The sequence below is a fragment of the Weissella koreensis KACC 15510 genome (genome assembly GCF_000219805.1).
Classification (GTDB): Bacteria; Bacillota; Bacilli; order Lactobacillales; family Lactobacillaceae; genus Weissella; species Weissella koreensis.
In genome coordinates, this window is the sequence record NC_015759.1 from 1,405,794 (window position 1) to 1,422,478 (window position 16,685).

Sequence of the window (16,685 nt, forward strand, 5' to 3'; positions counted from 1 at the left end):
AGAGGGATTTTTAAATGCATAGAAGAAATCTATTGTTTGTTCCAGACTATAGTAATGAAATGAAAGATAAGTCAAATAATAGTATTGTCACACTATTTCATGAATTAGAAGATAAATATAATCTGATATTACTTAATATTGACTTTGACCTATTTTCTCAAGCAAGAATGTTAGAGAATAATATCGATAAAGATCATGTAGAAAACTTTTTTGAAGATACATATGATATAGATCCTAATACATATCATGTGCTAAACCAAGTTGACTTAGAATTACCAGCGGAATATAGGATCATTGAAATTAATGAGCATTGGAATGTATTACGAGATGACGGAACGATGATTTATCGTGGCTATTATGATGATAATCATGGGGTGAATTATCGAATTGATGAATTTGATAGTTCAGGTACAAAATTAACTAAAACTTCTTTATTTAGTGATAGGGGCATTAAGGTAGCAGAAATATTAGTTAATTCAGAAGGACTATTTGATATTAATTATATAAATTATGATGGAAAGGTATTATTTACAAAAAATAATGCTTTGGATTGGGAAAAGGAAATTTTTGAGGGAAATCATTTATTGAATCTTAAAAATCAATGGATTTTAGATAAGGTATCTGAATTTGATGATAACCTAATAATTGCTGAAATCAGCAATCATACTTCTCCTGTATTACATGATTTGTCTAATAAAGTGATATATATAGTTCAAAAAAATGTTTTGAATAATTTGGATGAAATTGCTATTGAAGGATTAAATAGATCTAATGGAATTATTGTTAATGATGAAGATACATTATATCAAATTAAGCAAAAATTAAATGATGGTATTGATGTTATTTTTCTTCCTGAAAAAGAACCTAATATAATTTCAGGAACCTTCATGAAATATTCAGATGACTATATTGGTATCAATTTTGATGATATAAGTAATCAAACAAGAATGAATATTGTAAATGTTATGAAAGATAATATTTTTAAAAACGAAAAATTAAAGATTGAATTCTTTAGTTTGAAAAATGCAGCTGAAAATGAGTTTAAAGGTCTGATATCAAGAGTAGAAGAGGAAGGTTATTCAAAAGAAGAATTAGAAAATATACGAAAAAAAATTACATTTAAATTTTTCGCAAATTATTCGGCAATGGAAAAGTCTTTTAATAAGTATAAAATATATATTGATTTAGGGAAAAAAGATGCAAATATAGCTAGATTGCTGGCTTTGCACAATGGGACTCCACAGATTACCGCTGTTAAAAGAAAGTATGTAACGGATCGTGGAAATGGCTATAAAATAGAGAACGAATCTCATCTATGTGAGGCCGTTAATTACTTCTTAGGCAATTTAGCTAATTTAAATAAAAGTATATATTTTTCTAATAATGAAATTAAAAAAATATTTGATCCTCTGTATAAATTAATAGATAAAAATTATCCTTTGGAGAATATAAAATGAAAAGATATATAGCCAACATCTTACAAATAGGTGATGAAAATTTAAAACCAGAAGTATTAAATGAAAATATTAAATGGGAATATCTGGATATATCCAATGAAAACATAGATGATGAGTTAGAGGAAATTAAAAAAATAAATTATTTTGGTTTTAGTGGATATTTAATAACATCTAAAATTAACCTTAATCAACTTAAATTGATTGATAGTGAGATAAAAATAGAAGAATATAAAGTTTTTAATTTAAACTCTAACCAATCAGAAGAAACTCTGAATTATTTGAAAGAAAAATATCAGTATTATGATATGTCCGATAATGATATGTCAGGAGTTATAAATATTATATTTAATAATTTCTTTAATCAGCAATACGGCGATAGAATGAAAAGAGATATATTAAACATTTCATCTTCTCCAAATACAAAAGTACAGCATTTTGGACACCATAAAATTCAGATCGATACACAAAATAATTATGATAAAACATATATAGCATGGGGATCACATTATCTTTATGTCAGAGAAAATATCATGGAGTTATGGCTTGAATATGAATTATACGGAAATATAAAAATACAATTAGAAATATCCTTAACGACTTCAAGTGATGATGGAAATGTAGAAACAATTTTACTATCTGATGAGCAGATGAAAGGCCCAATTTTGATTGGGCCTTACAATCAAGGTAAAACAGTATCGTTTAGAGTTGTTTTGGAAGGAAATGGTTCTGCTGTAATTGGTAATTTACACTTTAGGCAAAGTAGAGGCAAGTATGGTCAAATGCTACCGGGTGGAGAAAGACTAGTGAACTCTAGTCGAGAGGAGCTATTCGTCTACTTTAATCAAGGTAATTTAAAACCACCTTTGAATGTTTATTTTTCAGGTTATAGAACAGCTGAAGGATTTGAAGGATATCCGATGATGAGGTCCCTGGACCATCCTTTTATATTAATTGGAGATCCTCGTTTAGAAGGTGGAGAATTTTATAGGGATATTCGGGGCGACTTAGAGGAACAACTTGTTACTTTCATAGATAATAAACTTGAAGAGCTAAATTTAAGCCGGCATGATCTTAACCTGATGGGATTATCTATGGGGACAACCGGTGCGATTTACTATTCTAATATTCTAAAGCCAGGAAATGTAATCGTAGGTAAACCATTAATTAATTTAAAACGTATAGCGGAAAATTCAACTGTTAATAGGTCGGAAGACTTTTTGACGGCATTAGATATTCAAAAAGATATGAATATAAGCGATGGAGAATTTATAACTAAAAATATTAAACTAGAAAATATTAAGGACACTACCTTCTACGTAATATATATGGAACAAGATGATTATGATAATACGGGCTTTTATAAATTAAAAGAGCTTTTTGATGGTAATGTCAATTTAATTGGGAAAGGTTTTGAAGGTCGACATAACGATGAGAGCGATAATGTTGTTGAATGGTTTTTAATATATACGAAAGATGCGATTAAAAAGTGGGAAGATAATAATGAATAGAGAATACAAATTTAATATAAGTAATGGTATTCATAACAATGGATTTGATAATTCCGCTTTCAACGTAGAGTTTAATAATACCCCGTTGTATGGTGGAGATTTATTGAAAAATAAAGATGGTAGTATTACGTTAATTAATCCTCGTTTTCCATCGGGAAAAGTGATTGCTTCCTGGGGTAATAATCATAAAAGTCAAGGAATTAATTCTAATATACCGCTTATTTTTCCAGGCGATATTTATAAATTAACATGTGATATTGATATGGTTCCAAGTGACTCATTAATATTAAAAATTAAAATGTATCGTGATACAGAAGAAGAAATAATCATAATGAATTTATACGAACATTTTTTAGAATTTCCTTTAGATTTTAAATTTGATTCTGTTCTTATTGAATTAGTCAATATTAGTAATAATGAATTAACGTTTAGGAAGATGAGTATGGTGAAGGTGGAAAAAAATAATGAATGATGATAATGTGTTTGAAAGCAAGAATAAGACCATTACTAGAAAAACAATCATTAAAAAAATTACTTTTACATTGATTATATTTGCTGTTTTTTTACTAGGAAGACGTATTCCATTATATGGGGTTAATTATAATCAGTTAAGTACTATTGAAATGGGTGTTAAGCCTACGTTATTAGCATTAGGTATGACACCATGGATGACAACAATGATTATTTGGAAAGTTTTTTCATTGGGTAAAAACCCTGATGATATAATATCTTCTGACGCATCACAATATTTCAGGCAAAACATGCTTATGCTCTTTCTATCAATAATACAGGCAATTGGAACATTAACACAATTAGGTACAACTAAATATGTTGGTCATGAAACAATGTTCTTTTTTGAAATTAATGTTATGTTTTTGATTGTAGGAGCCTTCTTTTCAGAATGGCTTTCAAATTTAATTGCAAGATATGGATTAGGTGGTAATAGTCTTTTGATAGTAATTACGATTTTGGGCAATTATGTTCAAGAGATCAATTTGGATATTCACATGGTTTATAACCATTCAAAGCCTATGCTAGTATTATTCTTAATAATATTGATGATTATGTTTTCGATAATTACACTAGTTTATTTTGCTGAATATAAGATCTATTTTATACAAATTTTAGCCTCTAAAGAGCTTAAAAAATATTCATATATTCCTTTAAAGATTATTCCTGCATTAGGAATGCCATTTATGTATTCTATATCTTTATTGACGTTTTTACAGTATGCTTTATTTTTTGGTGGAAGATATAATCATAATTTAAAAATATTGAATGTAGCTGAAAAAACAAATATTAATACTACTCAAGGGTTGATGATCCTATTAGTAATTATCTTTATTATTTCAATCGCATTCTCGTTTTTTAATATAGATGTAGTTCAAACTACTGATAAAATGAAAAAAAGTGGTGATTTCATTGAAAATGTCATACCAGGAAATAATACGCAAAAATATTTAAGTAAAAGAATTTTAATTTTGGGATTTATAGGTGCTTTATTTAATGTATTGATTACGGTTATACCTTTTATGATTAGCCAATATTTTCCAATCACAAATATAAATATTTTTGGAATAGTTGGAGGAACATACTTAATATTGTTAACAGTTTTAATACAATCATACGAACAAGTGTTAACAATAAGAAATAAATATAAATATAATGATTAAAACATGATATTAAAAAAGCTCACAAGTTGTAATTGTTCAAACTTGTGGGCTTTTTTAGTATAGAGTTATTTTTGTTAAAAATTTAATGAAAATGAATAAGATATGATTGTATTTCTTTTAAGTATTAATTAGCTTATTTAAAGCTGATATTACGCTATTTAAATCTTTATTAGTCATATTATTACTTACCATTACATAGTGGTCTAGATTTTTTTCTTCTTTTTCATCAATAAAGGTACTTATTATTAAATCATATTTATCATTATTATCATCATTATATGAAATAGATACATTAAAATATGGAATTAATTTATCTCTTATTTTTTTGGCAAACGCTGCTTCTTCAAAAATAGGAGCATCCATCTGAACTAGAATGTTTATTTTAGGTTCAAAGTAATATTCAGGGAATAATATTAAAAATGCAGATACATTAAAATAAATTAAGGTACCTAATTCATCTTTAGGCAGTTCTTCGTTTATGTTCTGAGTTATATTTGTAATATTTTTAACCAAGTTAGGTACTTTTTCAATATTAAACTTACTTGAGTCTATATTGGCTATGGTAAAATTTAGCTTTTTGAATAAAGATGAATGATATTTTCCAGCAAGTAATGTAGCGATAAATGTTTCACCGTCTAATGTATTAAAATCAATTTTAGTGTTTGTTATATCTTCGATAGATATAATATATTTATTTATTTTACTATAAATAATATGATGTTTACTTGCAAGAATATTAAGTATATTAAGGGGCTTATCATCTATAAAATAAAAGTCACTAATACTTTTAATCCATAATAATATGAACAAGATGTCAGAATCGTATATATTTAAATTATTATTTAAATAATCATAAACTTGCTTATCAGCTACATTTAAAATTGCGACGTCTTTAATATTTGGAGATATTTCATTATCCTTTATAAAGTTATTAGTATAAATTCGCGAAAAATTGGTTGCTAGTATGTACATGAATTCTAGTTTTTTACCTTTAGACATGTTAATACCATATATATTGATGATTTTATTTGCTAAAGCATCTATTTTTGATTTAGAGACATTTTCAAAAGGCCATATAGTTCCACCATAATTACGCCACATAAACGTAACTACTAAAAATCTTATGTTAAGTTTATTCCCATAAAATCTAATGAAACCTTTTTTTATAGATATTGAAACGTCATATTTAGAAATATAATCATTGAAGATGGATATATTTCTTCTTAATGATGTTTCACTTATAAAATTTTCATGAAAAAAAGCTTTAATTTTTATATTATTATTATTTACTAATTTATTGATTAAGCTAAGCGACACGGTTCCTTCTACTATCTTTTTATATAGTTGTTTAAATTGAAAATGATCTCCTGTATAAATATATTTATTGTTTTGCTTATCAATATGTCCATAAAGATTATAGCTTTTATCAGATGAGTTTTTATCTTGTTCAATAATGTCATTAATAGAATCTATGTATTTATGAATAGTTCTTTCATTTAATTGAAGTGCTTCTTTAATATCATATATATCGATACCATCTGAACATTCTGATATTTTTTTAAGTATTTTAATTTTATATTGAATTTCTTTATTGTAAATTGCAGATTCAAATGTTGTATTAAAATCTAATAACATTACATACTCCCATTCTTTTCTTTGAAAAATAAATTAATCATTTAACACATAAGTAACATTATGGCTCAAAAAAAGAATATAGTATAGTGCTAAAGTTGATTATAGTTATAAAAAATAAAGTGGGATAATAAATTTAATAAAAGCTATGAGAAAATACTAGAATAATTTTATTTAAAGCTATTTCAAAAGGTTCAATTATTAAAGCGTTATGGTCTGATAATAAAAGATGCTAATCAAATAATATGAAATAACTATGGCACATTATTATTCTATAATTAATAGAGTGTAAGTTTACTAAAATAAAATTGGGCGAAAATTTTTCGGTATTCTATCGAAAGCTTTTCGCCCAATTAATTTAAATTTATTTCATCAAGCTTGAATTTATTCTTTAATGACTAAGCTTCTAAGAAATTCATGAGATTCAAAACTCACAATTGTTTCAGGACTATAATCAATCATATGAGAATTCAAGCATACTTGGCCAGAAAATTCATTTATTTGTAGATTTGAGACTTCTTTAGAGATCATATCAAAAGTGAATTTAGAACCTAAATCGTATTCTCTAATAACTTTATCATTATGAAGAATCACAATATATTTCACAGACAATAAATCATCAATATTAATTTTCCAAGGACCTCGGATATCTTCCAAACTCAAGTCATTGTCGTCTTGCATAACTTTTAAAACTAAAGTATCTTTTACCATAATTTATAATCCTCTGTATAAAAATCTTATCTATTAAATTTACCATCTATTTTGCTAAAATTTGTTTTAAATTCATCCATGTTTTCGTTACTTATATAAGGCTTTACTTGGTTAAAAGAAACATTTTTCTTTGCGTAATGTTCTAATAATAATTCTCGTTGGCTTTCAAATTTTGGAGGCAGGGCAAAAGTAGTACCTAGTTCTAGAATTGACTCATCAAGAGTGAATCCAGGATTATTTGTAGCTAGTTCAACTCGATTTCCATTGGGCTCAATAAAATAAGCTGATTTGAAGTAGCCACGGTCAACAAATAATTCTTGAGTATATCCTAACTTTTTTGCTTTATTCCAAAAATACTTTAAATCAGATTCACTTTCGACGCCTAGAGCATAGTGATCAGTAGAACCCCAACCAAATTTCGACTTTTCAGTGTTTTTATCAGTCGGAATTAGTTCAAGAGCTTCGCCATCATCAAGTTTAATGATATTGTCATATGTCTTAATTTCAAGTAATTCATCAAAGAATTTAATGGTTTTATCGATATCAGGAACGTGCATTTCAGCACCGACAACACCAGTTATTTGGAAATCAGCATCCACATCGCTCATACGATTAATATGCCAGTCGAAATTCACTTTATTGGTTTCTTGTAGTCTTATCGGAATATTATCATAATCGACAAAATGTAATCTTCCTTTGTCATCCAAATTTGATTTAATGTCAAAATTAGCAAGACGCATTTTCCAAAAATCGATTGATTCCGTGGGAACAGAAAAGTGAATACCACTAAAGAAGTTTAAACCATCAAATCGTTCATGAAAATGATCAATGGGGAAGAAAGTAACTACCGTTCCAGGAGTACCTAGAAAGTCGCCATAATATATATGCCTTCTTAGAGGCTTTGCTTGATTAACAGAGTTCTTAATAAATCTTAAACCTAAAATTTCAGTATAAAAATGAAAGTTTCTGTCAACATTCTCTGTTAACAGAGATATATGATGTGTTCTCATTGTTAATCTCCTTTGATATCAATATGATAATTATATTATAATACGTTCGATTTAACTTACAATATGTAAGTTAAATATTTTGAAAAATATTTTTATTAAGTATTAAATAAGGCTAGTAGGAAGGAAGTAACTAAATGTACTTTTTTACTAGCTTTTCTAAGTATGGATATATTCTTTTTATTAGATGGAGAGGTAAACTTGATACCTATCAATTTATTTTTCAATAAAGCAGCATACAATAAGTTTAATCAATAAATAAAAGAAGGAGGTTGAACATGTACGCAATTCAAAATTTATTTAAAAAATTCCAAAAAGAAAATTTAATAGGAATGACTTTATTACTAATTTTAGCTTTTGGATTCAAGTTTGGTAATTTAATTAATTTATCTCAAATAATGATGTTGTTGACAGCTCTAATAGGGGTGTTACCGATTTTAATACGGGCATTTAGTGCATTAAAATATAAGAGTATTGCAATTGAATTATTAATTTCAATTGCAGTTATCGGGGCCCTGCTAATTCATGAATATGATGAGGCCGGAATTGTTGTTTGGCTTTTTGCTATAGGCGATTGGTTACAAATGATAATGATGAATAAGACACGGCAATCGATCCGTGAATTAATGGATACATTTCCAACAACTGCTTTAAAAATTTCCACACCTGATGACCGTCAATATCAAGAAGTTGATATTGACGAACTAGTTGTTGATCAATATGTTTTGGTAAAATCTGGATCAACAATTCCTGTTGATGGGGTAGTGGTTCAAGGAAGTAGTTATGTTAATGAGGCTAGCATTACTGGTGAGTCAAAACCTGCTCATAAGAAAGTACTATCAAAAGTATTTGCGGGGACTATCGTTAATGATGGCACAATCGTTGTTCAAGTTATTAAAATTGGGGATGAGACCGTATTTGGTAAATTGATCGAGTTAATTGAGGATGCCCAAGATAGTCAGACTAAAGAACAAAGATTTGTCGATAAATTTGCACGATATTACACGCCAGTCATTCTTGTTTTGGGAATTATAGTTGCTCTATGGACTAAAAATATGGAGACTGCTATAACAGTGTTAGTTCTTGGATGTCCCGGAGCTTTAGTGATTGGAGTGCCTGTTTCAACGGTCATGGGTATTGGTATGGCGGCTAAGAATGGAATTATTACTAAAGGAGCTGCTAATTTTAATATTTTGAGTCGAAAGAATTATTTTATTTTCGATAAAACGGGTACTTTGACAGTAGGGGAACCAACAGTAGTTAATATTAAAAACCTATTAGGGGATCGAGAACATAATATTAAACTATTAGCTAGCGTGGAAAATGAATCGAATCATCCTTTAGCTCGTGCAATATTGAATATTCATAATGATGACAATGCTCTTTATTTAGCTCAAGATGTTAAAAGCATTGCTGGTCAGGGGATGCGAGCTCAAATAAATCATAAGTCTATCTTAGTCGGTAATCAAAAAATGATGAAAACAGAAAATATTTCAATTCCATCTTTGGTTATGAATAAGTCTGATTCTCAAGTAATATTAGTCGTTGATCGACAAGTGCATATGGTATTAATGATCAATGATCAACTTCGTCCTCAGATTAAGGAAAACTTAGATCAAATCAAACAGCAAGGAGCTAAAAAATTAATGCTTCTATCTGGAGATAATCAAGCTGCTGTGGATGTTGTCGCAAATAAATTACCTTTCGACACAGCTATCGGTAACCTGTTACCTGCTGATAAACTCGCCATTGTCAAAAAATTACAAGTGCAAGGAGAGTCAGTTGTCTTTGTAGGGGATGGTATTAATGATGGGCCAGCTTTAAGTCAAGCTGATTTAGGAATTGCAATGGGAGGCGGAACAGATATTGCAATTGATGTATCTGATCTAGTGTTAGTTAACTCTGATCCTGTCCAAATTTCTCTAGCTATTAAAATTGCACATGCAACAATGCGTAATATGAAACAAAACATATTCATAGCTTTGGCTACTGTATTGATCTTATTTGTAGGCCTTTTCACCAATTATGTTGATATGTCTATAGGAATGTTAGTACATGAATTAAGTGTCTTGTTAGTAGTTATAAATGCTCTAAGTTTGAACTATTTAAAATCATTATTTTAAAATTAGAAAAGGAAGTAATAAAGATGGCGAATATTAAAGTGACAATGCAATTAGATGATTTATCTTGTCCATCATGTATGATTAAAATTCAAAAAGCATTATCTGGACAATCAGGTTTATCAGATATAAAAGTGCTTTTTAATGCCAGTAAGATAAAATTAAATTTGGATGATACGCTTAATGATGTTGATCAAATTAAAATAATTTTGAATCATCTTGGTTATCCTGTCCAGAGGGTCACAGTAAAGGAGTAATTCATGACTAATCAAGTAAATAATAAGTATGAAAAGGAAATACAAAGAGCGGACTATGAGCATCATCATCCAACGGCAGGGGCTATGATTGGACATATTGTAGCCAATCTAACAATTCATTCTTTAAAGATTAAACAAACGGCTTTATTTGCACCTGATAATACGCAGTTGTTTTTAAATCAATTTGCTAAAGATTGGTATTGTACTGAACAAAATTTCATTTGGGAATTAAGTCAAAGTTTGCGTGATGAGAATGATCTAGTTCCTACCACTCAGAAGGATATGCAAGAATACACAGGTTTGGTCGAAGATGCATCAATAAAATATCAGTCAGGATCAGATCAATTGTTCGACCTAGTTAAAGACTTCGATAGCCAATTGCTTTATGTAACTAAGGGAATTACCTTAGCACAAAAAGAACAACATTTTGGTGAAAGTAAACAATTAGAACAGCTTTATATTTGGGTAAAGGCTCAAATTGCTCAAGGTCAGTTGTTTTTAGGCCATGACATTAAGGAAGGACTTTATATTGAAATCGAGGATGGGGATGATGAGTGAGCATCTATGTGTGCAGTTCGTACCTTTGTTTCAAAAATTAAAGCAAGCTGATCAAAAAGAAATCGAAAAATTAATTAATCATGTTGTGGTTCAAAAAGGTGAGGTAGTTTATGCTCCAAATGATAGTCAACAGTTGATTATACTAGAGTCTGGGCGCTTGAAAGTGGAAAATTTAATGGAGAATGGGGATGCACACTTTCAAGAAATTATGCAGTCTGGTGATTTTATGGGTGAAAATTGGCTATTTGGTGCCGAAAATAATAATGTTTTTCTAACTGCAGAAGAATTATCTCAAGTTTGCCGAATTGATGCAGAACAATTTAGAAGTTTACTAATTGATCTGCCACAGTTGAGTTATGAATTAACTAAACACATGGTTCGGCAGATCAATGAAGTTAATCGCCAAAATTATTATCTAACAATCTACAAAATTAAGGATCGAATTATGGCTTATTTTATGGATTTAAGTGCTGAACAAGAAAGTTATACTATTCAATTGACATTGAGTTTAAAAGATACAGCTTCTTATTTAGGTACAACACCTGAAACGCTGTCTAGAAAAATACAAGAACTAACTCATCAGAACAAATTTGATCGAATAGGAATAAATCAATTTGTATTATTTGAAAAATAGTAACGAATATATAATTAGAATGTTTTAAATTTTAATTATTGATACCATGAATGATTTAATTATAGAATTTAACATTAATATATTAGACTTAAGCTTCAAGAAAAAATTGCTGATGGTGAAGTCAGATTTTTTTTTGAAGCTTCTTAGTTTAACTAAAGAGATTAGTAATAGTATGTGAAATATTTTAATTGAAATCATAATATTAATAAGCAAAGTATATATTAAAAAATTAAGAAGTTGTAGTTAATTATTATCAGAAATAATTTTAGAAAGTGTTATTTTTAATTGTTATAAAGCGTAAAAATCAAAGAAATAATGTACGCTGAATAATGTGTTTAAAGCAATTATAAAGTGTTACAATGAAAATATGAATAAAGTAATTAAAAAAGGAGTTACTACTATGGCTAATGATTTTTTCAAGATAGATGACTCGCGCAAGCGTAAGCATTTAATTGATGTTTTACAAGTAAAAAAACGTAGGGCAGATATTAGCGAAGAAGAGCTTTTAGAAGCTGCTGGGATTTCTAGTAGTAAATTAGAACGGCTTGGTATTAATTTACGCAAGGCAAAGACTGAAGATGAACAAGTTAAAGTTATTGATAATGAAATGACGCACGGAGCGGTAATGGGTGCATTGAAATTAATTGATCAAAAGGGAATGAAGCATGTTCCTGCACCAGCTAAAATTGTTCGTACAAGGGAATCAATAGAGGCTCAACGCAAGGCGTTTGAGGCTAAACGCGCTAAAAGTGAACAAGAAGCTAAAGAATTAGCTGCAAAAAGTGTTGTTAACGTCACAACGCAACCACAAATCGCTATGCCTAGTGCTGAACAAGTGGCAAGAAAGACTGAAGCAGAAGTGGCAAGAGATATTGCACAAGAAAAAGCCAATAGTGAAAGAGAACTTGAGGCTGCTTCACAAGCTAAAAATGTTAATAAGCCGTTTAAATTATCAGATAAATTGATTAGCTTAAAAGAAAGTATAGCGAACACGGATCCAAATGTTGATCCTGATCATTATAGTTACATGGTGAAAATTGCAGATAAACAAGAAGTAAAGGAACGAGACGAATGGACGAAAAATCATCAGAAATAGTGAATAAAGGCTATAGCTTTGTTATCCCCATAGAACCTATGCCCGCACCTCGTGCGCGTTCTAGTAAGAATGGTGGGTATTTCAATGACGATTACTCAATATGGCGGAAAAGAATTGAGTTGTGGTTAACGGAATACTTGAGCCAGACTAAGTTTGAGATGATTTTTTACTTATCAGGAAGCCAAGAAGGATATAAGACTGTTCGAGATATTAAGAGCGGTCAACCACGTGACGATAATGGACGTTTAAGGGGTAAATTACGTTCTGATTTCCAAGGATGGGAATTGGGCTTAACTTTTGTATTAAAGCGTCCAGAGGGCGAAATACGCAGCTATCCCACTAATAAATCCGATTTGGATAACATGGTTAAAGGTGCAGTCGATTCATTGTTTGAGCACCCTGCTTTTAAACAGACAGGTCTCAATGATTCGTTTATTCAAATTACAAAAGCAATGAAAAGATATACGATATTAGATTCAGATGAAGTGCCACATATTGAAGTGACGATGAGGTATTTGTAATGGGGACAACAACAGATCGCATTGAGCGTGAAATGGGCTTGGTCAATGATGTAATGTCACAAGGAACGGAGTTCTTAACGGAACTTGATAATCATAGATTAACCACAAATGCAGTTAGAGCATGGCGACTTAATATAGGACGTTCGTTAGGACGTTTGTCAGGTGATAAGGCTAAAGATTTAAGTGAAGATGAGCTGAATGAACTCAATTCGAAGATTAATGAAATAAATATGGATAAGGAGGATTTAGATGTGGCGGTCATATTAAGAACTGACGATCAAGCGAACGATTATTTGAAGAAGTTAAAAAATCGCAAAAGAGAACTGACTGCTTTAAAAAATCAACTTGGGAAAGTAAAAATTGCCAACAGTCAAGAAATCTTAAAATCGATCAATGATAATTTATCAGCCGTTGAAGCTAACAAAAGTAAAGTATTAGCATGGCAGTTAGATAACCAAAACAAAGCTTCTGAAGCGGATTTGGAAGAATTGAAAGCTATGGTTATAAAAATGAACAGCGAGATTATGTGATATGGAAATATTTAAGCTAGATATACAAGATGGAAAATATGTTATTGATGTAGATATTGATACCCTTGTGGACGAACTTCAATCATATATTAATAACCCGCAATCACGTATACCTGTCAATTCTGAATTAGGTGGTTGGCATGACAAATATCTTGATGATTTGAAAGATGTTAATGGTGATGCGACAGCATTAAGAAGCTTTGATTATTTGGGGCTTATCTTGGACGCTCTATCTAATAAATACGATGATGCTATGACAGTTGATGTTGAAAATAGCATTGAACCATTAACGTTAGAAGACTTACCACCAATAGCGAAAGTTCAATTGGATATGGAAGTTAATGGCTTGCCGTCATTTATTCCGTTCACAGATTTGCCTTTGGCTAATCAACGAGAAAACGATACTATCCCCGATTATGTCATTGATTACTTATTGAGTTATAGCAAGGCGTCAACTTTTAAAGAAACGCTTAGCTACATTGAAGAGATTAATTCTTACGCTAGTCAGTATGGAACTATGCCACTCGTTATATCTACCGTGACAGATGGGCGAATTGAAGTATTACGTAAATTACTTGATGAATTGCTGAGTGTCTCGGCTGAATTTAATGATTCCCACTCTTCACTTGGCGCTAATGTGATAACTAAATTTGTAGAAAGCGCTGAGAATGCGAGAAAGACTATTTCAGGCGAAGCTAAAGATTTACGTATAACTAATGTCAGATCAGCATTCATGAATTTACAGACAGCTTCTGAGCAACTTAGAAGCTGGTTAATGACGTCTTGGGCTCAATATGGTGGAGAACCTGAGAATTTTAAAATGAAATATAATCATGAGACTGCGGAATTAAGTGCGCTGTCAGCTATGTTTTAAAATTCTATCAACAACCATCTTGTAAATTTAGACTAACATTTCAATACAATAATACCCCCTGTAGTCTAGTAAGTAGACTACAGGGGGTATTATGTAAAAATAGTCCATAAAATAAATTATCCATTAACTTTATGACGTTATTCAGTTAATCTTTATTTCATGTTTAAATAGTTTTTTTAAAATTTTATTAGAAAGTTGATTAAAAAATAAAAATTTGCTAATATATACATGTAAACGTTTTCACAATGTAAAAATTATAGAAGGTAGGTCTTTTTATGAAAAAGTTTTTTTGGTTATTTCTTATAATTTCTTCTATATTTGTTGGAGTAACAAATATAGATAAGGCTTATGCATCTAAAAAATATGATTTTGATGTGAATAAGCCTTATGGAGGATTACCTGATTCAGAAAAAATGTTGAAATTACCTGACGGCGGACTACTTTATGGTGAAATGGTTACGTCTGATATGAAGACAGGAAAAGTTTTGCAACGATATAATAGTCATACTGATTCAAATAGTGTGACTATTAGTGAATTAAAAAAGCAGCCTAGCAAGGTTGTTCCTATGCGTATGTCACCTCCCTCAGAAGTACAGACATTAGGGGCTAATGCATTCTATCAGTCTAATTCATTTAGTGGTTCTGGTCTTCGATTTGGTGGGTATTATTTCCAAGCTGCTTCTGGGACAGGTGGTACTTATCTATTGTGGGGTTCTCATGGTGATAGTGGTATGGTTGCAAGTCCATATGAAGCTCAACAGACTTATTTATATTCAGATCCAGCACATGCATTTGGTAGTGTTGTAGGAAATAATCAACAAATTTATAAAAATGGTGAGGCTTGTTACTACAGTTTTAATCCAGCCAATGGATCATATTATGGTGTAGCTAACAGATAATAATATATATTCAAAAGGGATAAGTATGTTGTGTACTTACCCCTTTTTTAGTATATTGATATAAATATAAGAAAGAGGTATTTTATGAATTTAAAAGGTATATTAATTTTTTTGAATTTAGCTTTAATTTCAACGGTTAGTTTTGCAGTATTTACTTTTAGTAATGTTAATGCTGTTAGCTTAACTTCTACAGAATCAAAAAAAATAGTAAAAAATGAGTCAAACATTACAATTAATGCTGTTTTGGACGAAGCGCTTAAGTATGGTAAAGAATACGCAATAAATAAATTTACTGTTGATGGTTTTAATGGAGAAGAATTACCTGTCAATATGCCGATTGAATATGATGGTTCCGGATTTTTATATGGAGACCAATCTTCTACAATTAATGATCTTGAAACTGGTAAGGTCATTAATATTAATAATGCTAAATTCGATAATGGATCAACCACTGTTGGTGAAGTAAAGAATGTTTTAGCTAATATGAAATAGTTTAAACTCTATATGATAAAGATTCATATTTAAATACGTTATCTAATCTGAACCCCGTTAGTTGGAGAAAAATAATGGGGTTTTTATTATGTCTTAAAAAGAGAGTTGAATTTAATTACTACTAAAAATTGTTATATGTGGTCCAGCTACAATATGATTCTGGGAATGTGGTGCATATGAATAAGTCATCTGAAAATAAAATACGCTCATTTAAGATCATAAAAATGCAAATTAGGAATATTTACCTGCTAGAACCTAAAAGTGTGTTCTTGAGCATTCTGAGCGTGATAACGGCATTTTATTATATAACTTTATATGATCTTTCAAATAAACATAAGTATAAAAATGATTATCAATTTATCACTACCCTATCACGTTGTTTTGACTGTATTTTGACAATTTATTGACACAAAAGGCGTTGATTAAACTAAAATTGAACGATATTTTAATGATTTACAGCAAAAATGATGATTTAAATAACGAATATTAAAAACTAATAATAAATATGAATTAATAAATATTACAAAAACTGTTAAAAAACAGCGCGTTTTAAAAATTGTTTTCATTTAATTAATATTTTTAATTTTTAATTAAATCGTAAAAAATTACGAATTAAAACTAATAACAATAATTATTAAATCTAAGCGTAATTTTTTACGAAACCTCAAAGGAAGGAATCTGCATATTTTACGAACTAGTTATAAGGCTACATTATA

Annotated in this window: 17 protein-coding genes; 14 read left to right on the forward strand and 3 right to left on the reverse strand. The window is 29.7% G+C overall.

The window, feature by feature from the left end; genetic code table 11:
- Positions 1-14 precede the first annotated feature (14 nt).
- From asp1 to WKK_RS06810, 4 genes are read left to right on the forward strand one after another with little or no spacing between them, the layout of a single operon-like run.
- A complete protein-coding gene (asp1, locus tag WKK_RS06795; protein ID WP_013989865.1) occupies positions 15-1,457 on the forward strand; it encodes an accessory Sec system glycosyltransferase Asp1 in 1,443 nt (480 codons plus the stop codon).
- Positions 1,454-2,965 (forward strand): accessory Sec system protein Asp2, encoded by a 1,512-nt coding sequence (gene asp2, locus WKK_RS06800; RefSeq protein WP_013989866.1) that lies wholly within the window; start codon positions 1,454-1,456, stop codon positions 2,963-2,965. Before asp1 ends, asp2 begins: the two co-directional genes overlap by 4 nt.
- Positions 2,958-3,437 carry an accessory Sec system protein Asp3 gene (locus tag WKK_RS06805; RefSeq protein ID WP_013989867.1) on the forward strand — a complete coding sequence of 160 codons (480 nt, stop codon included), beginning with the start codon at positions 2,958-2,960 and terminating at the stop codon, positions 3,435-3,437. Before asp2 ends, WKK_RS06805 begins: the two co-directional genes overlap by 8 nt.
- Positions 3,430-4,638, forward strand: a complete 1,209-nt coding sequence (locus WKK_RS06810) for a preprotein translocase subunit SecY (protein WP_013989868.1) — start codon at positions 3,430-3,432, stop codon at positions 4,636-4,638. Before WKK_RS06805 ends, WKK_RS06810 begins: the two co-directional genes overlap by 8 nt.
- 117 nt (positions 4,639-4,755) lie before the next feature.
- On the opposite strand, the gene WKK_RS06815 is transcribed toward WKK_RS06810, so the two are convergent.
- From WKK_RS06815 to WKK_RS06825, 3 genes are all read right to left on the reverse strand, one after another.
- Positions 4,756-6,273: a helix-turn-helix domain-containing protein gene (locus tag WKK_RS06815; protein WP_013989869.1), complete on the reverse strand. Its 1,518-nt coding sequence runs from the start codon at positions 6,271-6,273 to the stop codon at positions 4,756-4,758.
- 381 nt (positions 6,274-6,654) lie between these two features.
- A complete protein-coding gene (locus tag WKK_RS06820; protein WP_013989870.1) occupies positions 6,655-6,981 on the reverse strand; it encodes a hypothetical protein in 327 nt (108 codons plus the stop codon).
- 26 nt (positions 6,982-7,007) lie between these two features.
- Complete coding sequence (locus WKK_RS06825; protein ID WP_013989053.1) at positions 7,008-7,991, reverse strand: VOC family protein; 984 nt, start codon at positions 7,989-7,991, stop codon at positions 7,008-7,010.
- 275 nt (positions 7,992-8,266) lie between these two features.
- Between WKK_RS06825 and WKK_RS06830 the strand changes: the two genes are divergently transcribed.
- The 10 genes from WKK_RS06830 (at position 8,267) to WKK_RS06875 (ending at position 15,969) form a co-directional block, all read left to right on the forward strand.
- Positions 8,267-10,111 carry a heavy metal translocating P-type ATPase gene (locus tag WKK_RS06830; RefSeq protein ID WP_013989052.1) on the forward strand — a complete coding sequence of 615 codons (1,845 nt, stop codon included), beginning with the start codon at positions 8,267-8,269 and terminating at the stop codon, positions 10,109-10,111.
- 23 nt (positions 10,112-10,134) lie between these two features.
- Positions 10,135-10,365, forward strand: a complete 231-nt coding sequence (locus WKK_RS06835; protein ID WP_013989051.1) for a heavy-metal-associated domain-containing protein — start codon at positions 10,135-10,137, stop codon at positions 10,363-10,365.
- A 3-nt stretch (positions 10,366-10,368) separates the two neighbouring features.
- Complete coding sequence (locus WKK_RS06840; protein WP_006844804.1) at positions 10,369-10,923, forward strand: hypothetical protein; 555 nt, start codon at positions 10,369-10,371, stop codon at positions 10,921-10,923.
- Entirely contained in the window at positions 10,913-11,557 is a 645-nt protein-coding gene (locus tag WKK_RS06845) for a Crp/Fnr family transcriptional regulator (RefSeq protein ID WP_041942379.1), read from the forward strand. The genes WKK_RS06840 and WKK_RS06845 overlap by 11 nt, the downstream gene beginning before the upstream one ends.
- A 367-nt stretch (positions 11,558-11,924) precedes the next feature.
- The gene (locus tag WKK_RS06850; RefSeq protein WP_242821440.1) at positions 11,925-12,653 is read left to right on the forward strand and encodes a hypothetical protein; all 729 of its coding nucleotides are present in this window, start codon (positions 11,925-11,927) and stop codon (positions 12,651-12,653) included.
- Positions 12,629-13,174 carry a RusA family crossover junction endodeoxyribonuclease gene (locus WKK_RS06855; RefSeq protein WP_013989048.1) on the forward strand — a complete coding sequence of 182 codons (546 nt, stop codon included), beginning with the start codon at positions 12,629-12,631 and terminating at the stop codon, positions 13,172-13,174. The genes WKK_RS06850 and WKK_RS06855 overlap by 25 nt, the downstream gene beginning before the upstream one ends.
- Positions 13,174-13,704 (forward strand): hypothetical protein, encoded by a 531-nt coding sequence (locus WKK_RS06860; RefSeq protein WP_006844799.1) that lies wholly within the window; start codon positions 13,174-13,176, stop codon positions 13,702-13,704. Before WKK_RS06855 ends, WKK_RS06860 begins: the two co-directional genes overlap by 1 nt.
- 1 nt (position 13,705) lies before the next feature.
- Positions 13,706-14,578 carry a hypothetical protein gene (locus WKK_RS06865; RefSeq protein WP_013989047.1) on the forward strand — a complete coding sequence of 291 codons (873 nt, stop codon included), beginning with the start codon at positions 13,706-13,708 and terminating at the stop codon, positions 14,576-14,578.
- Between the two features lie 275 nt (positions 14,579-14,853).
- Complete coding sequence (locus tag WKK_RS07025) at positions 14,854-15,477, forward strand: hypothetical protein (RefSeq protein ID WP_013989046.1); 624 nt, start codon at positions 14,854-14,856, stop codon at positions 15,475-15,477.
- Between the two features lie 84 nt (positions 15,478-15,561).
- The gene (locus WKK_RS06875) at positions 15,562-15,969 is read left to right on the forward strand and encodes a hypothetical protein (RefSeq protein ID WP_013989045.1); all 408 of its coding nucleotides are present in this window, start codon (positions 15,562-15,564) and stop codon (positions 15,967-15,969) included.
- The last annotated feature ends 716 nt before the right edge of the window (positions 15,970-16,685 follow it).